This is a genomic window from Allobosea sp. 47.2.35 (assembly GCF_024655635.1).
Classification (GTDB): domain Bacteria; phylum Pseudomonadota; class Alphaproteobacteria; order Rhizobiales; family Beijerinckiaceae; genus Allobosea.
In genome coordinates this window covers 25,889-45,577 of the sequence record NZ_JANLGI010000025.1, presented here as the reverse complement: position 1 = coordinate 45,577, position 19,689 = coordinate 25,889, and the positions used below count along the sequence as shown (strand labels likewise).

Sequence of the window (19,689 nt, the reverse complement as noted above, 5' to 3'; positions counted from 1 at the left end):
AAGGGGGGCTAGCCTTCAACGCGATAAGGGGGCTGCGCTTCAATGCGATTTGACATGTCCGAAAATGAGCCGGGCGAGGATGAGCGCTCCCGCATAGGCCGTGAAGGCGAGCCAGACGGGACTCCAGCTTCGCTCAACGAACAGCAGCGATGCGAAGGCTGCGACCGTGCCGAAGCCGATGCTGCTCAAGGCCGCGCCCAGGCCCGGCCTCCAGATCTGCCCGATGACCGTCAGGAAGTGCGGCTTTCCGTTGCGGGGCGGCGGCGCCACGGATTGCAGCCGGGCCATGAGAAACATGGTCGCGAGTGGTGCCGCCAGTGTCGCGATTGCGATGGCGCCGAAGCCTTCCTTCTCGTACAGGATCGTACCGATCGGCGCGCCGCCCGCGAAGGCGGCGAACATCGCCGTTCCCATCCAGGCGATCACCTTGCCCGCATGTGCGGGACCGACACGTGCGAGCCCCCAGATCGTCGCTCCCGTGATGATAAAGCTCTCGGCCCCGCCGAGAACCGCCCGGCCGAGCAGCAGGATCGCCACCGATACGAAGGGAGTGTCGACGAAAGGCAAAGAGATCCAGTAGAGCAATCCCGCGACGGCAGCGGCCAATAGGCCGGCGAGAACGGCCGGCTTGGCGCCGCGCGTGTCCGCGACATGGCCGGACCAGAGCCTGGATGCCAAGGCCGCAACGAACTGAGCGCCGGCGACGAGGCCGACCATGAAAGTGCTGAGGTGAAGCCCGCTATGCACATGCAAGGGTAGCACCGGCATGGCGACGCCGATCACCAGGAACGCCACGAAGACCGCCATCATCAGCGGCAGCAAGATGATGAAGACCGGGCGGGTATCCGCCGGAGCTTCGGAAAGAGGAGCGGCCATGGCGGATCCTTGAGCGGCCTAGCGGGCGGTGTAGCCGCCGTCGACGGCCAGAGCCTGGCCGATCAAGAATTTCGAAGCGTCACTGCAAAGCCAAAGTACGGCTTGGGCGATCTCATCCGCTTGACCCAGTCGCTTGATCGGGACGTTCCGCATCATCTCTTCCATGACGTCCTTCTCGCCGGTCAGCATGTCGGACACCATCGGTGTATCGATGATACCCGGGCAGACCGCGTTGACCCGGATGCCGCGTGCCGCATATTCGAGGGCAGCGCTTTTCGTCAGGCCGAGAACGCCGTGCTTGGCAGCATGGTAGGCGGCGCGGCCGGGCACGCCCTCAAGCCCTCCCAGAGAAGAGCAGTTCACGATCGCTCCGCTACCCTGCGACCGCATCTGAAGGAGCTCGTGCTTCATGCAACACCAGACGCCCCGGAGGTTGATGGCGATGATCCGGTCGTAGACATCGACAGGAACGTCGGCGGTCTCGACCGCGGGGCTCTGGATGCCGGCGTTGTTGAAGGCGGCGTCGAGACGGCCGTACCGCTCGACGGTGCGTTTGATCAAAGTCGAGGCCTGGGTATCGTCGGCGACATCGCACTGGAGAGCGATGACATCGTGCCCTGAAGCGGACAATGCATCGGCAGCCGTCTGGAGAGAGTCGGCGTTCACATCGGCAAGAGCCACTTTGGCGCCGGCCTCGGCAAAGGCTTTCGCCGTCGCGAGCCCCATTCCGGAGGCGGCACCGGTGACCAGGGCGACATGGCCCGTGAAGTCGTATCGAATATTCAAGGGGGTTCTCCGGGGTATCCGGCGCAGAACGCCAGCCTCGGAGACGCCGGCGGCGCTCCAAGGTGGTGGCGGGCAAGGTTGTTTCAGATCGTCAGATCAAAGGCGGGGGCTTGCTTCGCTTGGCATGAACGAGCGGAGCGAGCTGGCGCTCGCTCCGTCAACGTGACGGCTCACTTGGCATATTCCTCGCCGGTGACGAGCCTGCCCCATTCGACGTTCTTGCCGTCCTTCATGTAGGAAATCGCAATGTGGCTCATCCCGGACTTGTCCGTCGCGCCATGCCAGTGATTTACGCCCGGCTGAATCCAGACCACATCGCCCGGGTTGATCTCCTGCCTCTGGCTTCCCTCCTGCTGGACCCAGCCCTTGCCGGACGTGACGATCAGCATCTGGCCCGCAGGATGCGTGTGCCAGGCTGTGCGGGCGCCGGGCGCGAAGGTGACAAGGCCGCCGGTGCCGTGCGTGAACGCATTAGCGGGAAAAAGCGGGTCCACGACCGCATGGCCGCTGAACAGCTTGTTGTCGCCCACCGTGGAAGGGGCGGATGCGTTTCGCGTGATCTCGATGCCCTGGGCACGGGCAAGCACGGTCGACAACACCAGGAAAGAAGCGGCTGAGATCAATTTTCTCATTATGAAGACCTTTCTTGGTTGCAGCATGAAAGTCGAAATCAGGGCCTGTACCCCGGTTTCTTGTAGAGTTCTGATGGCTTCCGGGCGATATCTGGTTGGTAGACTTCTTCATTCCACCGGTCCGGGGCGATGTCTTCGATCGAAATCTAGACTGCGTCTTAATCGTTGCCGAAGATCTCCATCACGTTCCGGGTGATGGCATCAGCAAGACGGGTCTTCCGATCCTCAGTTCGGCCCCGCAGGGCTTTGACGATCACGTGTGGCATGTCGGGGTCTCCGCTGGCATTCGAGGTGACACGGCGGTCCATTTCATACCGGCACGGACCGCTTCTCCGGGCCCGATCTCATGGCCAGCAATTCGATCGTGCCCGCTATTCTGCCCGTTCGAACCGGGCCGCAAACGCACCGGCCCGACGCAATGCGTCGATGCCGCCGTCGAAGGCGCCGAGCCTCACGAGACCGTCCGAGTCCCGGAAGTCCCGGTAGAAGATCGCGAGGTTGCCCCAAGGCGCGTAGTAGGTGATGTCGCCGCTCGAAGGCTTATAGCTGCGCGGCGCTGCATCGATCGAAAGCCGGCGCGGAAGGTCGCCGACCTTCTCGGTGGAGGCATAGTCCGAGAGCGTGAGGTCGAGCGGCAGCAGGGATGCGAAGTCCCGCGCCGCCGGGCTGTCGTCGAGCGTCGCCGTCAGGGCTTGACCGTCGATGACGACACGAACTCTCATGGCTCCGTCCTTTCTGGCCGTCCCGAGCTCGTTACCGGCGCAGGCCGTAGTGCAGGCGCCGAGCGCCAGCAGAGCGATCACCCCGATCCGTCCAGCGCACGCCCAGGCCGAATATGTCCTGTTGACCCGCATAGCCGGGTTCCTCTCAAAAAACAGGAACGGATCCCTGATAGCGGTGCGCCGCAGCGTCGGGCTAGCTGGGCACGGCGACCTTGCTTCGTGAATATGGGCCATTTCAGGCTGTAGGATTAGCGGCGAACAGACACTAGAAATGATGAGCGAGGCTCATGAATGAAGAGGGCGCCCTTCGCTTTCAAGCGAGAGGCCATTCGCCGGGCGCTCCCTTTTTCTGGCCGCTTCAGTATCCGCGTCACAGCGTTGTGCCAGCCCTGTGGCTGACTCCGTGACGCAGCCAAACGACACCGCCTTCGAGCATTTCGTTGCCGATTAGATGGAGACTCTGCCCCAATGCAGGCCGGTCGGTCGATATGCCGCGGTAATCGACAATAGAAGGAATTCCGGCCAGACCGTCGACCGATGGGAAAATCAGGGTGCTGAACTCGTCGATCAGACCGGCCGCCAGGAAGGCGCCGTTGATGGTTCCCCCGCCCTGGAGAAGGATAGTCGTTACGCCGAAAACCTCGCCAAGCGTCGCCATGGCGCCAGCGAGATCCGAACCATCCGGGCCGGAGAAGAGATAGGAAACGCCGGTTGCACGAAGTGCTTCGAGATAGACCTCGTCAACGCGCTCCGAAACAATCGCGACGGCATGATCGCCGTCGAGATCGTCTGAGGTATGCACGAGCTTGCCGGAGGGGTCCAGGACCACGGCTAGGTTCCGGCCGTTCCGGCGCCCCTCGAAGGACGCGCGCCTGATCGGCCTGTCCAGGAGCTGCGGGGCGCTCTCCCGCTCGACATAGTCGGCCATGGTCGTTCGTCCGACCATCCACCCCTGGCTGCCTAGCCGCGCAGCCGTGGCATCATAGGCTTTATGGACGAGCGCGGCGGCGGGTCCTCCGTCCGGCGCTGTCCACCGCTCGGTGGTAAGCCTTCCGTCGACCGAGGCGATCATGTGGCAGATAATCCTGGGCCGCATCCTGATCACGTCTTGTTCGCTGGTAGACAAATGGACCGGCGAAGCCCAATCGGGGCACGTCGGTCTGTTGCGCCATTGCCCGCAGTCACCCGCCGTATTCGGCGTCCGTCACCTTCTCCATCCACGTTGCATTGCTGCCGTCGACGGTTTCCGTAATGGCGATATGCGACATCGCGACGTCCGGTGCGGCGCCATGCCAGTGCTTCTCCCCGGCGGGAAACCACACGACGTCCCCCGGCCGGATCTCCTCGACCGGACCGCCCTCGCGCTGCACACGGCCACGACCCGAGATGACGATCAGAGCCTGTCCCGCTGGATGGCTATGGCATGCGGTCCGCGCGCCGGGCTCGAAGGTTACGGCGCCCGCCCCGGTGCGCCCGGGCGCTTCGGCATTGAACAATGGGTCGACCCGAACCGTGCCGGTAAACCAATCCGCCGGCCCCTTGGCGGAAGGCGCGGAACCCGCTCTCGTGATCTTCATCGTCGTTTCCTTTCGGAGCCGTTGCCTTTTTGAAATCTTAGGGACTGTTTCGGCGGTCGATTAGCCCGCCCCGCATACACGCTCCTATGAACGCGGCTCATCAAAGTTAGGGGAGCCTGTCGAAGCGATAGATCAGCTTGGGCCCGCCGGCCTGGGCATAGGCGAGCTCCGCCGTAACCATGGCGAATGGTTCGGCGAAGCGGCCGGTGCGAAGCGGTCCGGCGTCCAGCGGCGCGTAGCCGACATCCTCGATGAGGGCGGCAACCACTTTCTTCGCTTCGACATCGTCACCATAATGGAGAAGGTGTGGGCGGGGCTCCTTTCCGTTCCGCGCGAAGACATCGAACAAAGCCTCACTGGGGCTCGTGTTGAAGGCGGCGACCCAGCGCGCATGCGGGCGTCTGCGCGCCACGTCCTCGGCTCCCGACGTAGTAACGCCGACGACGAGATCGCGGTTCCTCGTATCAAGCGGGACGCAGCAGTTCAGCACGACCTTCCCCGCCAGATCGCCTGCCTGCTCCAGCACGTCGTCGATACGCGACCAGTGAACCGCGAGGAGCAAGGCATCGGCGCGATGGACTGCCTCCGCGACGGTTCCAGCCTGTCCGCCGCACTCGCGCGCGAGCCGTTCGAGCTTGCCCGCAACGCGGGCATAGCTGAAGGTGACCTCGTGCCCGGCTTTCGCCCAGATCGTCCCGAGCTTGCCGCCCATCAGGCCCGAGCCCAGGATTCCGACTCTCATCGTTTGGCCTCCTGCGTGATCAATGCTCGCGCAAGACAGAATGCCCTGTTCAAGCCGGATCGATTAGCCCATAGAATCTTCAAGACGCTATGAGGGCAGCTCATCAATGCTGAGAGAGAATATCGACGATCTGCTGGCCTTCGTCGCCGTGGCCCGGGAAGGGAGCTTCACGCGCGCGGCCGCGCAGATCGGCGTTTCGCAATCGGCGCTCAGCCACGCGATCAAGGGGCTGGAGGAGCGGATCGGCGTCCGACTTTTGACCCGGACCACCCGCAAGGTCGTTCCGACCGCGGTCGGCGAGCGCATCATGAAGCGGATGGCGCCTCATTTCGTTGAACTGGAGGACGAGCTCGCGTCCGTCATCGAGTCACGAGATAGTCCGGCCGGCCTGTTTCGCATCACGGCGACCGACTACGCAGCCGATACGATCCTGTGGCCGAAGCTGAAGCCTCTGCTGAAGAAATATCCCGACATCTCGGTCGAAATCGTCACCGATTACGCGCTCACTGACATCATTGGCGAGAAGATCGATGCCGGCGTGCGACTGGGCGAGTCGGTTTCGGACGGCATGATCGCCGTCAGGGTCGGTCCGGATTTCCGCATGGTCGCGATCGGTGCGCCGTCCTACTTCAAGAAGCATGGCGTTCCCGAAACCCCGCAGGAACTCACCCGTCACCGCTGCGTCAATCTCCGCTTGCCGACACATGGCGGGCTCTATGCCTGGGAGTTCGAACAAAGGGGGCGCGAAATCCGCGTGCGTGTCGAGGGTCAGCTCATTTTCAACACCATCAACCCCTGCGTACAAGCAGCTGTCGACGGGTTCGGCATCGCCTATGTCCCCCAAAGCCTGACCGAGTCCCATGTCAAATCGGGTCGTCTGCAAATCGTTCTGGACGAATGGAGCCCGCCCTTTCCGGGATATTTCCTCTATTACCCGCATCGGAGGCAGTCCTCGCCCGCGTTTTCCCTGATCGTCGATGCGCTACGCCATCGCGAGCCGTGACCTATGAATCCCCCTCATAATTGCCTTCTGCTCCGAGACGCTACCCGGATCCAAACGCTGGGCCCATTGTCTTCCTTCTAAATCCAGGATCAGGAAGGTGCCATGCGATTGCGAACCGCAGCAGGGCTCGGCGCGGGCGGGCTCATCGTCGCCACGCTCGCTTTCGCCCAAACCACCAACGATGCCGTGACGTTCCCGGAGGCTTATCGAAACGACGTCCATTACGGCACAGTCACCCGCGGCAATATCCGCGAGGAGCTCTTCGCGTCACCCGCGGCGCTGGCGGCGGCGAGAGAGGGGCGACCCTTTCCAGAGGGCACGATCATCACGATGGAAGACCACCGGGACGGTGGCCTCCATCGCTACGTCGTGATGGAAAAGCGCGCGGAATGGGGCCGCATCTCGCGGGCTGGGCAGTGGCAGTTTCGTGAGTTTGCGCCAGACAAATCGCCGAACCCCAGCGAGGACGGCTCGCGCTGTGCCGCCTGCCATCAGTCGCAGGCCGCCAACGACTTCGTCTTCACGACCCGGCAGATGCGCGAGCCCAAATGAGCGAGCGCCCTGCCCGCGCTTCGCGGTCAGGGCGCTTCCCGATCAAAAAAGGGCCGATCATTTCGTCCGCTTCTCAAGGACCTCCTTGACCACCGGCAGAGCCGTGAAGACGTTGGGCCAGCCCGTATAGAAGGCAGCATGGGCCAAAACGCCGCCGACGTCCTCCCGTGTCAGGCCGTTATCCATCGCCCTATTCAGGTGATACGGAATCTGGGCCACCTGGCTGGAGGCGATCAGCGCGACTACCGTGATCAGGCTCCGGTCGCGCGGCTTCAGATCAGGGCGCAGCCATAGGTCACGGAACAGGAAGTTCTGCGTGTTGTCTACGACGCCTTGCGAAACGCTGCCGAAATTGCCCTGAACCTGCTTCTGGCGCGCATTCTCGGCCTCCTCGTTGAGCGGCAGCGGCTCCGGCTTGGCCTTCGGCAATGCATTGGCATCCACGCCTCGCTCCTCATAGACGTCCGCCGCGGCAGCCACGGCAGCCATCGCATTGCCCCAGCCGGCATAGAAAGCCAGATGCGTGATCGTCTCAGATATCTCCGCGGGGGTGACGCCGGCCTCAAGCGCGCGAGCGATGTAGGCCTTGAGTTCCGCCGTCTGGTTGCGGGTGATGAGAATCGCCACGGTAACGAGGCCCCGGTCACGCGCCGAGAGGTCGGCTCCTGCCCAGACCTTTCCGAATAGCCCCTCAGTCGTATAGGCGCCGAGTGCGGGGGCGACGCGTTGAATATCATTCGGCATGATCGGTGACCTTTCCTGTGCAAATGCAGGGCCGGCGCCAAGGCCTACAGTGATGAGAGCGGCGGCCAGGTGCTTCATTTTCACGTCCTTTCGTATCCGCAGCGGCATGGCTTTTTTTGACCATTTGAATTTAGGCAGCGTGGCCGCATCGCATTAGACGGAGGATCGGATAGGTTTCATGAGCCGACCTCATGAAACTATCGAGGCGTAGCTGTTCGCCTCACACCGGCCGGGACTTTCCGTTCGCGATGATTTCGCGATCTGTGCGTCTCGCTCCTGTCGTAGTGGCAAAACGTCAATCGACGGGAGGGAGACGATCGAGATACTTGTCGAGGGTGATCGGATAATCCCGGACCCGCACGCCGGTCGCGTTGTACACGGCATTCGCCACCGCCGCGCCGAAACCGCAGAGGCCGAGCTCGCCCACACCCTTGGCCTTCATCGGATTGGCCTTGTCGTCAGCCTCTTCGAGGAAGATCACCTCCTGATGCGGGATGTCGGCATGGACCGGCACCTCGTAGCCGGCGAGGTCGTGGTTGACGAAGAAGCCGAAGCGCTTGTCGACGGCCAGTTCCTCCATCAAAGCGGAGCCGGCGCCCATCGTCATCGCGCCGATTACCTGGCTGCGGGCCGAGACCGGGTTGAGGATCCGGCCGGCGGCGCAGACCGCCAGCATCCGCCTCAGCCTGACGATGCCCGTATAGCTATCCACGCCCAGCTCGACAAAATGGGAACCAAAAGTGGAAAGCTGATACGTCTTGCTGAGGTCGCCGAACTCGATCTTGTCCTCGCCGGCGAGTTCGCCCGCCGCCGCGGCCTCGCGCAGCGCGGCGGAGCGGTTGCCGCCGGTGACGCGTCCATCGGCGAAGACGGCTTCCGCAGAATTGAACCCCAGTCGCTGCGCCACGGCGTCGCGCAGCTTGACGCAGGCCGCATAGACACCCGCCGTCGCGTTTGCGGCGCCGAACTGGCCGCCCGATCCCGCCGATACCGGAAAGGCGGAGTCGCCAAGCCTGACCGTAACCTCATCGACCGGCACACCCATCATCTCAGCCGCAGTCTGGGCGATGATCGTGTAGCTGCCCGTGCCGATATCGGTCATGTCGGTCTCGACGGTGATGTGCCCGTCGCGGCCGAGCCGGACCCGGGCGCCCGACGGCATGTCGAGATGGTTGCGAAAGGCGGCTGCGACACCGAAGCCGACCAGCCAGCGCCCGTCGCGAACCTGACCCGGCCGGGGGTTGCGGCGCGACCAGCCGAAGCGTTCCGCTCCTTCCTCGAGACAGCGCACGAGCTGGCGCTCGGAGAAACGCCGCTGCGGCTTCTCGGGATCGACCGGCGTGTCGTTCTTCACGCGGAATGCGACCGGATCCATGCCGAGCTTTTCCGCCATCTCGTCGATCGCGATTTCCAGCGCCATCATGCCCGACGCCTCGCCAGGCGCGCGCATGGCGTTGCCTTCCGGCAGGTCGAGCTCGGCTAGACGCAGGGTCGTCAGTCTGTTGGCGCCGGCATAGAGCAGGCGTGTCTGGCTGACCGCCGCCTCGGGGCTGCCGCCGGGCTGGTCGCCCGACCCGCTCTCATGTCCGATCGCGGTAATCGTGCCGCCGGCATCGCAGCCGATGCGGATCCGCTGCCGGGTCGCCGGCCGGTGCGTCGTGTTGTTGGCCATTAGCGGGCGCGGCATCGCGATCTTGACCGGGCGGCCTGCCGCACGGGCACCGAGCGCCGCCAGCAGCGCGTCGGCCCGCAGGAAGAGCTTGCCGCCGAAGCCGCCGCCGACATAGGGCGAGATCAGGCGCACCTTCTCCTTCGGGATGCCCAGGGTGATGGCCAGGTCGGTTCGGCCCCAGTCGATCATCTGGTTGGAGGTCCAGACAGTGAGTTCGTCTCCGTTCCAGGCGGCGATCGAGGCAAAGGGCTCCATCATCGCATGGCTGTGATCCGGCGTCGTATAGGAGGCATCGAGCTTGACCGCAGCGGCGGCGAAAGCCTCTTCGAAATTCCCGACGCGGTTCTCCTTGGGCGCGGGCGCGGCGTTTGGATCGATGGCCAGCTCCGCCTTCTCCAATGCCGTGGCAAGATCGAACCGCCCCTCGGTCCGATCATAGTCGACATGGACGAGACCCGCCGCATGGCGCGCCTGCTCGAAGGTCTCCGCGACAACGACGGCGATTGCCTGGTGGTAATGATCCACCTCAGGGCCTCCGAGCAGCTTGGCCGTGTTGCGCTTGCCCTTGCCAAGCTTGCCGGCCTCTTGCGCGGTGACGATCGCGAGCACGCCGGGCGCATCCCGCGCCTCGTGGACGCGGATCGCGGTGATGCGGCCCTTGGCCACCGCCGCCCCGACGATGCAGCCATAGGCAAGCTTGGATTCCAGGTGTTGATGCTCATAAGCGTACGGAGCAGTGCCCGTCGTCTTGAGCGGGCCGTCGATGCGGGGATGGGCGCGACCGACGATCGCCATGCGGTCGATCGGATTAGCGCCGGCGGGAGTTGCGAATTTCATCAGCGTCTGGCCCCGTGATGATCAGCTCTTGGCTTGCGAAAGAACGAAGGCGAGCGCGCGCATGGCGAGCGGCAGCTTGAAGGCGTTGTCGTCGGTTGGCGTCGCGCCCTCGAAAGCGCGGGCGACGACCGCGGCGGCGCCCAGCGGGATCAGCGCCTCCGCCTCCTCGACACGCCAGGGCTTGGACGCCACCCCGCCGAACGCGACGCGGCCCGAACCGTCGGGCTGGATCACGGCGGCAACCGAGACCAGTGCGAAGGCGTAGGAAGCGCGGTCGCGCACTTTCTCGTAGAAATGCTTGCCGCCCAGCGGCGCAGGCAAGGTCACGGCGGTGACGAGCTCCCCAGGATGGAGCGCGGTCTCGACATGGGGTGTATCGCCCCAGGTGCGATGGAACTCCGCGATCGGGATCGAGCGCCGCCGGCCCTCACCGTCGACCGTCTCGACCACTGCATCCAGCAGGCGCATCGCAATCGGCATGTCACCGGGAAAGGTCGCGATGCATTTGTCGGAGACGCCGATCACGCCGAGCTGCCGCGTCACGCCGCCGATCGCGGCGCAGCCGGCGCCGGGCGAGCGCTTATTGCACGCCATGTTGGTGTCGTAGAAATACGGGCAGCGCGTGCGCTGGAGAAGGTTGCCCGCGGTCGAGGCCTTGTTGCGCAACTGGCCGGAAGCGCCGGCCACGATCGCGCGGGCCAGCACCGCATAGTCGCGCCGGATGCGCTCATCCGCGGCGAGGTCGGTATTGCTGACCAGCGCGCCGATCCTGAGGCCGCCTTCGGGCGTCTCCTCGATCCTGTCGAGTCCGAGATCCTGCACGTCGACGAGATGGGTCGGCGTCTCCACTTCGATCTTCATCAGGTCGAGAAGGTTCGTCCCTCCCGCCAGAAAACGGGCGCCGGGCCGATTGGCAACAATCCGCGCGGCTTCGACGGGGCTGCTCGCGCGCTCATAGGTGAAGGGCTTCATCCCCGACCTCCCGCAACGTCGGCCATGGCCTCGGCAATGTTAGAATAGGCGCCGCAGCGGCAGATATTGCCGCTCATCCGTTCGCGCATCTCGATATTGCTGGCCTGCGGCCTTTGCAGGAGATCCGCCTGGACATGGCTCGGCACGCCGCGCGCGATCTCGTCAAGGACCGCGACTGCCGAGCAGACCTGCCCTGGCGTGCAATAGCCACACTGATAGCCGTCATGCTTGACGAAGGCAGCCTGCATCGGATGGAGCTTGTCCGGCGTCCCCAGCCCCTCGATGGTCGTGATTGCATCGCCGTCATGCTGAAGCGCGAGGCTCAGGCAGGCATTGATGCGACGGCCGCCGGCAATGACGGTACACGCGCCGCATTGACCGTGGTCGCAGCCCTTCTTGGTGCCGGTCAGATGCAGATGCTCCCTGAGCGCATCGAGCAGGGTCGTACGCGGGTCCAATGTGAGTTCCCGGCTTTCTCCGTTCACCTTGAAGCGCACGGGCATCATGATCATGGCCTCCGTCGATATGGCAGGTTGCGCATGTGAGCGCCGCGTAGACGTGCTCAGAACAAGGGCGGTCGCGGCGCCGCTTGCCATGACGGCGCGGCGCGACGGCTTACATTCGGGAAGCTCGGCCATCGGTGTCTCCTCAGGCTCGGTTTGATGTACGCACGGTGGCTGCGCGGCGGCAATCGCTGGAACAAGACTGATTATAAACTGGCAACATGCCCGCAGGTTTCTTCTGCGATCCGGCATAATGTTATGAGGCCACTTCATGAATGCGGGCGGCAGTCATTTGCCCATGACTCCGCTCGTCACGCTTCGCCGGCTGGCCACGGAATTTGCTGATGACAAATCCGCCGCCGCAACCTGAGCCTCGTCTCTCGCATCGTGATTGATGAATTTCGCTCATAGGCGAGATTGAAAATCGCCCATTCATTTGTCGGCTCTTCAGTGCCATCCTTCATGGTGCAAGAGCGGCATTGGCCTATCTGACGCCCAGTCTCGCTCTCAAAGAGCAAAGGGGCGAAGAATTTGCCCGCCCGATGCTGAGTGACCTTCGATCGAGATCGCTTAGCGGACGGGGCGAGGTAACGCTTCACGACGACACCGCCGGTTCCAGAGAGAGGTTGAAGCGCGCCTTTCGCACGGCCCGGACGATTGAACGCTGTCAGCATGACGACGAAAGGACAGGCACCATGGTCAAGGACAAGGTTGTAATCATAACCGGGGCGTCGTCCGGGATCGGCGAGGCCACCGCGCGGCTGCTTGCCAAGCAGGGGGCCAAGGTCGTTCTCGGCGCGCGGCGTGAGGACAGGCTGAAGGAGATCGCCGACGCGATCGTCGGTGATGGCGGCCAAGCCATCTACCAGGCAATGGATGTCACCAGGCCGGACGACAACGAGGCCATCGTGCGTTTGGCGCAGGACAAGTTCGGCGGCGTCGATGTGATCTTCCTGAATGCGGGCATCATGCCGACATCGCCGGTATCGGCGCTGCGGACCGACGCATGGAACAAGGCCGTCGACATCAACATCAAGGGCGTGATGAACGGCGTCGCGGCCGTAATGCCTCATTTCATCGCGCAAAAGTCCGGCCAGGTGATCGCGACGTCGTCGGTTGCCGGCATCAAGGCTTATCCGGGCAGCGCGATCTACGGTGGGACCAAGTGGTTCGTGCGCGACTTCATGGAAGTCCTTCGCATGGAAACGGCCATGGAGGGCACGAACATCCGGACGGCGACAATCTATCCCGCCGCGATAAGCACCGAGCTGCTGAACGGAATCACCGACCCGGGCGCGGCCGAGGGGATGAAGAAGCTCTACGCGCAGCACGCCATCAGCCCCGATCGGATCGCCAGCGTCGTCGCGTTCGCGATCGACGTGCCGGAGGACACGACCATCAGCGAGTTCACGGTCGGGCCGACAAGCCAGCCTTGGTGAAGCCTTCGTTCAACCTCTTTGACGAAGCCGCACCGAAACAAGCGAGGTTGTTATGCCGTGGACGAAAGATGAACTCGGGAACATCGCAAAGGCCGATGACCTTCGCATCGCGCCATTTCGCGAGGACGGAATGACGCCCGGCACGCCCACCTGGATCTGGTCCGTCGTTATCGAGGACGGGCTCTTTGTCCGCGCCTATCATGGCGTGGACTCGCGTTGGTACAAGGCGGCAGTTCGGGAGAAGTCCGGCCAGATCAGCGTAGCCAAGACCTCCTATGAGGTATCTTTCGAGCAGGCCGAAACCAGGCTGAAAGACCGCATCGATGAGGCATATCGAACGAAATACAGCGGCAGCCCGTATCTGGCATCCATGATCGGCGATCAGGCGCGCGCGGCCACCATATGCATCCGGCGCCGCTGACCAGCAAACCCCAGAAGGAACTATCATGTTGGGCGATAGCACGATCAACCGGCGCAATGTGGTCAAGGCCGGCGCCGGAATCGCCATCAGCACCACGATTTCTGCGGTGACAAGGGATGCGCATGCCCAGGCCGCCGGCAACGCCAGGACGCTGATCATAGCGTCGCATCCCTATCCTGACCGCTCCGTCGTCAATAAAGCCCTGTGGGAGGTCGCACGGGAGGCTGACGATACCTTGTTTCGCAATCTCGAAGCCGTCTACGGCGACGACATGCGCGGATTCGATCGAGCAGCGGAGCGCAAGCTCTACGAGAAGATGGACCGGCTCGTGATGATGTTCCCGATCCACTGGTTCAACCTGACGCCGATGCTCAAGGCCTACATGAACGAGGTCTGGGGTGTCGGGGCTCCGCCTGAACTGAGAGGCAAAGAGCTGCTGGTCGTCACGACGACAGCCGGCGATGCGAAGGCTTACAGCGGCGAAGGTCGGCTTGGCTTCTCCATCGAGGAGGTGCTGACACCGCTGCGCGCCAGCGCCAGATATACTGGCATGACATTCTCGAAGCCTTTGGCCTTCCTGGGTGCCGCCGGCGCGGGGCCGGATGCACTGCGTGGGTACCAGGAGGCCCTCGCAACAAGACTCCGCGAGGAGCCGAAAAAGGCGTGAACTGCCGCTTCAACCGGACGCGCATGATATTCCGTGGCTGCCGTGACGGGTCTTTGGAGAAGCACTTGACGGGAGAACGGAGAGAACCTTGAACGCCGCCAATTCCGGGAGGCCTCATCGCAAAACGCCCTTCGTCATCCGGACCACCGGTCGGGCCAGCGTCGATCGCCGGCCGCCTGATCCTTTCTCCGGCCGCTCGCCGGGCTCGCATGCGAAGTTCGAAGCCGGGGCGCGAACCGCCTGGCACACAAATCCGCTTGGCCAGACCATTGTCGTGAAGGCGGGGCTCGGCCGCATGCAGCGTTGGGGCCAGCACATCCGCGATCTGCGGCCGGGCGATGTGATCCAGATCGCGCCGGACGAGAAACATTGGCACGGCGGCTCACCCGAGTCCGATGTCTCCATCTTCACCATCCAGCCGGCGGTCGATGGCGTGTCGGTGGTTTGGCTTGAGGATGTTTCCGACGACTCTTATTTCGGTCGAGGCTAGACCATCGTCGGCAACCGTGGACTTCGCGGGCCTCTGATCTATCGGCTGGCGGCGGGCTCGCCGGAAGCGTTGCGCTTGCCTGCGGTGCCAGCCTGCGTGGTCGCCAAAACGATCCCGACGATGATGATCGCAAATGCCACCGGGTGATACCACGCCAGGGTTTCACCGAGGAAGATCGCCGCCAACGCGGCGCTAAACACCGGCATGAAATGCATGAACATGCCCGTGGTGGCCGGGCCTAGGGCCGCGACAGAACGGTTCCAGAACACGTAGGCCAGGATGGACGGGAAAACGGCGAAATACAGCATCGCCGGCCATGTGCGGATGCCAGGCAGGAACAATCCGGCGCTACCCGCTTCGACCAGTATCAACGGTATGTGGAACAGCATACCGAACAGACTGGTGACGCCGAGGAGCGAGAGCGGGTGCAGGCCGAGCGGGCGCCGCCTGATGAGCACCGTGTAGAGAGCCCAGAAGCTCATGCCCGCAAAAACAAGAAGATCCCCCCGGCCGACCGTGAGGCTCCCGAGAGAGGCGATATTGCCGTGGGCGATCACGAGAGCTGCGCCGAGCAGGGAGATCAGGATGCCCAGCCCGCGGCGAAGCGAAACCGGCTGACGGAGCAACACCAATGCGAGAACGACCGTAACGACTGGCAAGAGGGAGTTGACGAGTGCAGCGTTCACCACAGAGGTGTAATGGAGCGCGGTGTATATGAAGCAGTTAAAGGCCGTCACACCGACAGCGCCAAGCACCACGAGAAACGGCAGGTTCGAGCGGATTCGGCTCCAGTCCCGCCTGATGGGTGACCAGGTGAACGGAACCAGAATGACCACGGCCAAGAGCCAGCGCCAGAATGACATCTGGATCGGCGGAATTTCGTTTCGCATCATCCGAGCGATCAGAAAATTGCCTGCCCAGAACAGCGGCGGCATAGTCGCGACGAGATAGGCGATCTTCATGTTCCGGTCGGGCGCCTCGTCCGGTCGGCTGGCGGTACGATCAATCATTGCCGTCCTTTGGGGCTTGACGCCCTTCGTTATATCGGCCCAGCAACGAGTTGACGCCCACGGCAAGCAGAAAGACCACGACCAACAGCGCGTACATGCGCGGCATGTTGAAGGTAGCATAGGTCTGGATCACGGCGTAGCCCAATCCCTGGTTGGCGAGCTTGGTCTCGGCCAACAACGTGCCGACGATCGCCACCCCGAGGCCGATGCGGATGCCGTTGATGACCGGCAGCCGCATCGCCGGAATGTAGATCTTGGCAAACATCTGGGAGGCGCTGAGACGGAAGCTGAGCCCAACGCGGATAAGCACCTGATCGACCTGGCGCATCGAGCTGGCAACGCTGACGGCGACCGGAAAGAAGCAGGAGAACGCGCCCATCGCGATCTTCGATCCCGGTCCGACGCCGAACCACATGATCATGATCGGAAAGAATATGATCTTCGGCGTCGGTCCGAGATAATGCAGCAGCGGCTCGAAAGCGCCGCTGAGATAGCGGTTCCTGCCCAAGACGACCCCGACCACGACTCCGATGCTTCCGCCGATCGCCAGGGCCAGCAGGACCTCGCCGACCGTGACCCATAGATTCCAGTAGAAGCTGCCGTCCGCGAACAGCAGGGCAAACTCTCTTGCAATCAGGGGGAGCGGCGGCACGACGTCGCGATAGAGCAGGCCAGAGCGAGCCAGGAACTCCCAGCCGACGAGCACCGATGCGAGAATCACCAAGCGAGTCAGGAGCACGGAACGAGCTTCGTCGGACCCCGTGCCCGGGATCGCTCGGCCAGTTCCAAGTATGGCAAGCCGCTGCATGACCGGATCCTGTGATGGCTGCGGCATCGGGCCGGAAAGGCAAAAATCCCGGTTCGGGAAGCCCGATGCAAACAAGATGGATGAAGCACTCCCGCCGCGCCTCCGCGAGGAGGCACGGCGGAGCGGCGATCACCGACGCGACGGAATCTGGATGAGCACGTCGAGCTTGTCCTTGGTCACAGGCTGAGCGGTATACTTCAGCGTGACTGCGTCGTTGACGATCGTGTCGAGTCCCACGATCCGGTCCGGATTCAGCGCCTCCTTGGGAAAGAACTCGTCCCGCGTGCGCTTGGCGATCGCGAGCGGCACGCCCACGAAATCGGCATAGACCTTGAGAGCCTCCTCGCCGGAATACATCGCCTCGATGGTTTCGCGATACGCCGTCATGTAGCGATCGATCTGGTCCTTTTTCTCCTGCAGAACGGACGTATTCGTGATCAGGAGGCGAACAGTCTGGCTTTTGAACGCCTTTGTGTCATTCCCAGTAGCGATCACGCGAATCTCGCCCTTGTTCAGTTGCTCCAGCCCGAAGGGGGGCGCCGACCAGCCCACGTCGATCTGCCCCGACATGACCTGAGTGAGGGTCGGCGCAGGACCGCCGGTCGCCGTCAGGCGAGGTTTGATGCCGTTTTCCTGGACGAATGCGTTCACGACGCCATGGGTCGACGAACCGTTTGTCGAGTAGGCGACGGTCTTGCCGTCGAAATCCTTGAGAGTTTTGATCGGCGAATCCGCCTTCGCATACCAGTAGAGATCCTGTCCGCCGGTGGTCTCGGCGCCGATGATGCGGATCGGCGCGCCTTTCGAAAAAGCCGAGAGGGCACCCATAATGCCACCCGCGACGCCGATGTCGACGCTGTTGGACAGGACGGCCTGCTGCGTCTCGCCGCCACCCTGCGTATAGAGAATCTGCAATTGCAGATTGTGCTTTTTGAAGATGCCGAGACGGCTGCCCACTTCCGATATGGACGTGTCCCAGTTCCCGCGTTGGCCGACTGCCAGCTTGAGCTGATCTTGAGCGTGGGCCGCGCTGGTCGAAATGGCCATGGCAATACCGGCCGCCAGCAGAATTCCTTTCAATACAGTCATAGCTTCCTCCCTCGGTTACGTTTTTTGACTGTGAAGGACAATTTCAATCGAGCTGCGTCAGATTTTGAAGGCCTCCAGGGCGGACGAATGAAACAGCTCCTCGACCGTGAGCTGGCGGGAAGACAGTCCCTGCAGATGATGCGTCTTCAGAAAGGTTTCGAGCACATGCCGATTCGGCGCCGCACCATAGGACCAGAAATCATCCCCCATGAGCTCGCGGGCCGCCTGAAGCTGCTCCTCCACGAAAGGCAGCGTGATTTTCGTCGCCGAGGTGTCGCTCAAGCGACCCAGGGCCACCCGCTTCGATTGCTCGAAAGCCTTGAGCAGCGCCGCCGGCAACCACGGATGCTGTTCCACGATGGTGCCGCGCGCGCCGATGATGTGCATGATGGGAAAGATCTTGGTGCGCTTATAATATTCGGCCGCCGCTACGGTTGGCGCCGCGAATAGGCGGGAGATCTTGGGATGGCCGGCATCGAAGGACGATGGCGAGCGCGGCCCGATGAAGCCGTCGATCTCGCCGTCGACCAGCATCTGGTTCAGCGACCGGTCTGCCGGCGCCTGCTCCAAGCGGATGTCCGGTGGCAATGAGACTTGGATCTTCTCGGTGCGCCCGGGCTGCTCGATGCCGCCGCGCACCCAGATCACATCGGAGGGCTTCACGCCATAGTCGTCCTCCAGCATCGAGCGAATCCAGACGCAGGCGGTAAGCTGATACTCGGGGCAACCGATGCGCTTGCCCTTCAGGTCCTGCGGCTTTTCGATCCCACGGTCGTTGCGAATGAAGATTCCGGTATGGCGAAAGGCTCTGGACACAAAAGCCGGCACCCCGACATAGGGATTCGTGCCTTGCGCGGTCTTAATCGCAAAGCTCGACAGAGACGCCTCTGCGACGTCGAATTCTGCATGGCGAAAAGCCCGGAAGAAAATCTCCTCGGGCACCAGCTTCATGAAGACCGGTTCGACACCATCGATCTGGACTTCGCCATCCAGCAAAGGCCTGTTGCGGTCATAATCGCCAATCGCGATAGAAAGACGCAGTCGAGACAAAGATCCCTCCCAAACGGCAGCAATCGCCGGCCTGATTTTGAGCGATCATGCGACTTGGCGTCGTTGGGGACAAAGACTTCCGCGACATGCCAGTGAGATATTGGCTGTTTGGCTCAACGGCCGACGCGGCGCGCCAGGGGACCCAAGGAGGCAAGGAGTCGCTCGACGATGTTGTCAATAAACTGGTCGATCGCATCCTGATAGCGCGAAGGCGCATCCTTCGTCGACTTCAGGAGATAAAGCGTGCGCGACAGGGGGACATCCGAGATTCTCTGCACAACGAGTTTCCCGGTCCGAATCTCCTCGATCGCAGTGCCGTAAGGCATGAAGCTCGCTGCGGCGCCGCGAACGACCACCGTGCGCATCGCCGGGATGGACTGGGCTTCGTAGGTGATTTGCAATTTGAGCGAGTACTTGTCGGCGGCTCGCTTGAGCAGCTGCTGCACCATGTCGCGCTCCCCTGCCTGGACCAGTTCGTGGGTCAACGCCTCGGCTAGGGTCAATGTTTCTGGCAGGTTCTCCTCGGTCTTCGGACGTACGAAGAGAAGTTCTTCTTCGAGGATCGCACGGCGATCCACATTCGGGCGCTGCTCATCCGCGCCATATGCGAGAGCATAGTTAAGCTCGCCTCGCTCCAGCGAGGTCGCCAAGCTATAGCTGAGCTCCTCGACGAGGGAGAGCGAAACGTTCGGGATCGTCTGCTTCGCGTCGAGCAACATGTCTGGCCCAATCTGGAGCATGATGCTCGGCGTCAGACCGAGCACTAGCATCTCCTGCTCCAGGCCGGAGACGCCCCCGATCTCGCGCTTCAGATCTTCCACCTCCTTGAGCAGCTTGCGAGCTCGTTCCAACAGCAGCTTTCCGGCTTCCGTCAAAACCACGCCGCGCGAATGGCGGAGCAGTAACTCCGTCTGGAGTTCCTGTTCGAGCTGGCGGATCTGAAGGCCGAGTGCCGGTTGGGCCACGTTGAGCTGCTCGGCTGCGCGCGTGATGTTGCCCACCTCCGCGATCCGAACAAAGTAGCGAAGCTGTCGAAGATTTATGGCCGCCTCCGATGGCATCTCAAGACGACCCAGTATGACCTCGCTGACCATCGA

The 19,689-nt window shown here is 62.9% G+C and carries 23 protein-coding genes; 6 read left to right on the top strand and 17 right to left on the bottom strand.

What is annotated here, in order from left to right; translation table 11 throughout:
• Positions 1-39: 39 nt before the first annotated feature.
• From NUV79_RS22385 to NUV79_RS22350, 8 genes are all read right to left on the bottom strand, one after another.
• Positions 40-876, bottom strand: a complete 837-nt coding sequence (locus NUV79_RS22385; RefSeq protein WP_257735288.1) for an MFS transporter — start codon at positions 874-876, stop codon at positions 40-42.
• Between the two features lie 18 nt (positions 877-894).
• Positions 895-1,662: an SDR family NAD(P)-dependent oxidoreductase gene (locus NUV79_RS22380; RefSeq protein WP_257735287.1), complete on the bottom strand. Its 768-nt coding sequence runs from the start codon at positions 1,660-1,662 to the stop codon at positions 895-897.
• Positions 1,663-1,832: 170 nt separating this feature from the next.
• Positions 1,833-2,294 (bottom strand): (R)-mandelonitrile lyase, encoded by a 462-nt coding sequence (locus NUV79_RS22375; protein ID WP_257735286.1) that lies wholly within the window; start codon positions 2,292-2,294, stop codon positions 1,833-1,835.
• Positions 2,295-2,452: 158 nt separating this feature from the next.
• Positions 2,453-2,560, bottom strand: a complete 108-nt coding sequence (locus NUV79_RS22370; protein WP_257735285.1) for a tautomerase family protein — start codon at positions 2,558-2,560, stop codon at positions 2,453-2,455.
• A gap of 105 nt (positions 2,561-2,665) precedes the next feature.
• Entirely contained in the window at positions 2,666-3,097 is a 432-nt protein-coding gene (locus NUV79_RS22365) for a cyclophilin-like fold protein (RefSeq protein WP_257735284.1), read from the bottom strand.
• Positions 3,098-3,386: 289 nt separating this feature from the next.
• Positions 3,387-4,112: a RibD family protein gene (locus NUV79_RS22360; protein WP_257735290.1), complete on the bottom strand. Its 726-nt coding sequence runs from the start codon at positions 4,110-4,112 to the stop codon at positions 3,387-3,389.
• An 85-nt stretch (positions 4,113-4,197) separates the two neighbouring features.
• Positions 4,198-4,593: a (R)-mandelonitrile lyase gene (locus NUV79_RS22355; protein ID WP_257735283.1), complete on the bottom strand. Its 396-nt coding sequence runs from the start codon at positions 4,591-4,593 to the stop codon at positions 4,198-4,200.
• 106 nt (positions 4,594-4,699) lie between these two features.
• Positions 4,700-5,335, bottom strand: a complete 636-nt coding sequence (locus tag NUV79_RS22350) for an NADPH-dependent F420 reductase (RefSeq protein WP_257735282.1) — start codon at positions 5,333-5,335, stop codon at positions 4,700-4,702.
• Between the two features lie 106 nt (positions 5,336-5,441).
• Here NUV79_RS22350 and NUV79_RS22345 point away from each other — a divergent pair, with 106 nt between their 5' ends.
• Complete coding sequence (locus NUV79_RS22345; RefSeq protein WP_257735281.1) at positions 5,442-6,338, top strand: LysR family transcriptional regulator; 897 nt, start codon at positions 5,442-5,444, stop codon at positions 6,336-6,338.
• Between the two features lie 102 nt (positions 6,339-6,440).
• The gene (locus NUV79_RS22340; RefSeq protein WP_257735280.1) at positions 6,441-6,890 is read left to right on the top strand and encodes a cytochrome P460 family protein; all 450 of its coding nucleotides are present in this window, start codon (positions 6,441-6,443) and stop codon (positions 6,888-6,890) included.
• A gap of 57 nt (positions 6,891-6,947) precedes the next feature.
• On the opposite strand, the gene NUV79_RS22335 is transcribed toward NUV79_RS22340, so the two are convergent.
• From NUV79_RS22335 to paoA, 4 genes are all read right to left on the bottom strand, one after another.
• The gene (locus tag NUV79_RS22335; protein WP_257735278.1) at positions 6,948-7,712 is read right to left on the bottom strand and encodes a carboxymuconolactone decarboxylase family protein; all 765 of its coding nucleotides are present in this window, start codon (positions 7,710-7,712) and stop codon (positions 6,948-6,950) included.
• Between the two features lie 217 nt (positions 7,713-7,929).
• Positions 7,930-10,143 (bottom strand): aldehyde oxidoreductase molybdenum-binding subunit PaoC, encoded by a 2,214-nt coding sequence (gene paoC / locus NUV79_RS22330; protein ID WP_257735277.1) that lies wholly within the window; start codon positions 10,141-10,143, stop codon positions 7,930-7,932.
• Positions 10,144-10,164: 21 nt separating this feature from the next.
• Entirely contained in the window at positions 10,165-11,115 is a 951-nt protein-coding gene (locus NUV79_RS22325) for an FAD binding domain-containing protein (protein WP_257735276.1), read from the bottom strand.
• On the bottom strand, positions 11,112-11,753 hold the full coding sequence (paoA, locus tag NUV79_RS22320) for an aldehyde dehydrogenase iron-sulfur subunit PaoA (RefSeq protein WP_257735275.1): 642 nt from the start codon (positions 11,751-11,753) through the stop codon (positions 11,112-11,114). The genes NUV79_RS22325 and paoA overlap by 4 nt, the downstream gene beginning before the upstream one ends.
• Positions 11,754-12,313: 560 nt before the next feature.
• Here paoA and NUV79_RS22315 point away from each other — a divergent pair.
• The 4 genes from NUV79_RS22315 to NUV79_RS22300 all read left to right on the top strand — a co-directional run bounded on the left by NUV79_RS22315 (position 12,314) and on the right by NUV79_RS22300 (position 14,635).
• The gene (locus NUV79_RS22315) at positions 12,314-13,057 is read left to right on the top strand and encodes an SDR family oxidoreductase (RefSeq protein WP_257735274.1); all 744 of its coding nucleotides are present in this window, start codon (positions 12,314-12,316) and stop codon (positions 13,055-13,057) included.
• Between the two features lie 52 nt (positions 13,058-13,109).
• Entirely contained in the window at positions 13,110-13,478 is a 369-nt protein-coding gene (locus NUV79_RS22310; RefSeq protein ID WP_257735273.1) for a DUF2255 family protein, read from the top strand.
• 25 nt (positions 13,479-13,503) lie between these two features.
• Positions 13,504-14,145, top strand: coding sequence for an NAD(P)H-dependent oxidoreductase (locus NUV79_RS22305; RefSeq protein WP_257735272.1), 642 nt, complete (start codon positions 13,504-13,506; stop codon positions 14,143-14,145).
• Between the two features lie 88 nt (positions 14,146-14,233).
• The gene (locus NUV79_RS22300; protein WP_257735271.1) at positions 14,234-14,635 is read left to right on the top strand and encodes a cupin domain-containing protein; all 402 of its coding nucleotides are present in this window, start codon (positions 14,234-14,236) and stop codon (positions 14,633-14,635) included.
• 38 nt (positions 14,636-14,673) lie between these two features.
• Here NUV79_RS22300 and NUV79_RS22295 read toward each other — a convergent pair whose 3' ends face one another.
• The 5 genes from NUV79_RS22295 to NUV79_RS22275 form a co-directional block, all read right to left on the bottom strand.
• On the bottom strand, positions 14,674-15,597 hold the full coding sequence (locus tag NUV79_RS22295) for a DMT family transporter (protein ID WP_257735270.1): 924 nt from the start codon (positions 15,595-15,597) through the stop codon (positions 14,674-14,676).
• A 40-nt stretch (positions 15,598-15,637) separates the two neighbouring features.
• Entirely contained in the window at positions 15,638-16,453 is an 816-nt protein-coding gene (locus NUV79_RS22290) for an ABC transporter permease (protein WP_257735269.1), read from the bottom strand.
• A gap of 129 nt (positions 16,454-16,582) precedes the next feature.
• A complete protein-coding gene (locus NUV79_RS22285; protein ID WP_257735268.1) occupies positions 16,583-17,542 on the bottom strand; it encodes an ABC transporter substrate-binding protein in 960 nt (319 codons plus the stop codon).
• A 57-nt stretch (positions 17,543-17,599) separates the two neighbouring features.
• Positions 17,600-18,592: an ABC transporter substrate-binding protein gene (locus NUV79_RS22280; RefSeq protein WP_257735266.1), complete on the bottom strand. Its 993-nt coding sequence runs from the start codon at positions 18,590-18,592 to the stop codon at positions 17,600-17,602.
• A gap of 113 nt (positions 18,593-18,705) precedes the next feature.
• Positions 18,706-19,686: a LysR family transcriptional regulator gene (locus NUV79_RS22275; RefSeq protein WP_257735265.1), complete on the bottom strand. Its 981-nt coding sequence runs from the start codon at positions 19,684-19,686 to the stop codon at positions 18,706-18,708.
• Positions 19,687-19,689: the final 3 nt, after the last annotated feature.

What these genes read in the sequence shown, in the direction of transcription:
- NUV79_RS22385 (WP_257735288.1), bottom strand. Translation starts at nt 876, where the DNA reads ATGGCCGCTCCTCTTTCCGAAGCTCCGGCGGATACCCGCCCGGTCTTC.
- NUV79_RS22375 (WP_257735286.1), bottom strand. Translation starts at nt 2,294, where the DNA reads ATGAGAAAATTGATCTCAGCCGCTTCTTTCCTGGTGTTGTCGACCGTG.
- NUV79_RS22370 (WP_257735285.1), bottom strand. Translation starts at nt 2,560, where the DNA reads ATGCCACACGTGATCGTCAAAGCCCTGCGGGGCCGAACTGAGGATCGG.
- NUV79_RS22360 (WP_257735290.1), bottom strand. Translation starts at nt 4,112, where the DNA reads ATGCGGCCCAGGATTATCTGCCACATGATCGCCTCGGTCGACGGAAGG.
- NUV79_RS22355 (WP_257735283.1), bottom strand. Translation starts at nt 4,593, where the DNA reads ATGAAGATCACGAGAGCGGGTTCCGCGCCTTCCGCCAAGGGGCCGGCG.
- NUV79_RS22350 (WP_257735282.1), bottom strand. Translation starts at nt 5,335, where the DNA reads ATGAGAGTCGGAATCCTGGGCTCGGGCCTGATGGGCGGCAAGCTCGGG.
- NUV79_RS22345 (WP_257735281.1), top strand. Translation starts at nt 5,442, where the DNA reads ATGCTGAGAGAGAATATCGACGATCTGCTGGCCTTCGTCGCCGTGGCC.
- NUV79_RS22340 (WP_257735280.1), top strand. Translation starts at nt 6,441, where the DNA reads ATGCGATTGCGAACCGCAGCAGGGCTCGGCGCGGGCGGGCTCATCGTC.
- NUV79_RS22335 (WP_257735278.1), bottom strand. Translation starts at nt 7,712, where the DNA reads ATGAAGCACCTGGCCGCCGCTCTCATCACTGTAGGCCTTGGCGCCGGC.
- paoC (WP_257735277.1), bottom strand. Translation starts at nt 10,143, where the DNA reads ATGAAATTCGCAACTCCCGCCGGCGCTAATCCGATCGACCGCATGGCG.
- NUV79_RS22325 (WP_257735276.1), bottom strand. Translation starts at nt 11,115, where the DNA reads ATGAAGCCCTTCACCTATGAGCGCGCGAGCAGCCCCGTCGAAGCCGCG.
- paoA (WP_257735275.1), bottom strand. Translation starts at nt 11,753, where the DNA reads ATGGCCGAGCTTCCCGAATGTAAGCCGTCGCGCCGCGCCGTCATGGCA.
- NUV79_RS22315 (WP_257735274.1), top strand. Translation starts at nt 12,314, where the DNA reads ATGGTCAAGGACAAGGTTGTAATCATAACCGGGGCGTCGTCCGGGATC.
- NUV79_RS22310 (WP_257735273.1), top strand. Translation starts at nt 13,110, where the DNA reads ATGCCGTGGACGAAAGATGAACTCGGGAACATCGCAAAGGCCGATGAC.
- NUV79_RS22305 (WP_257735272.1), top strand. Translation starts at nt 13,504, where the DNA reads ATGTTGGGCGATAGCACGATCAACCGGCGCAATGTGGTCAAGGCCGGC.
- NUV79_RS22295 (WP_257735270.1), bottom strand. Translation starts at nt 15,597, where the DNA reads ATGAAGATCGCCTATCTCGTCGCGACTATGCCGCCGCTGTTCTGGGCA.
- NUV79_RS22290 (WP_257735269.1), bottom strand. Translation starts at nt 16,453, where the DNA reads ATGCAGCGGCTTGCCATACTTGGAACTGGCCGAGCGATCCCGGGCACG.
- NUV79_RS22285 (WP_257735268.1), bottom strand. Translation starts at nt 17,542, where the DNA reads ATGACTGTATTGAAAGGAATTCTGCTGGCGGCCGGTATTGCCATGGCC.
- NUV79_RS22275 (WP_257735265.1), bottom strand. Translation starts at nt 19,686, where the DNA reads ATGGTCAGCGAGGTCATACTGGGTCGTCTTGAGATGCCATCGGAGGCG.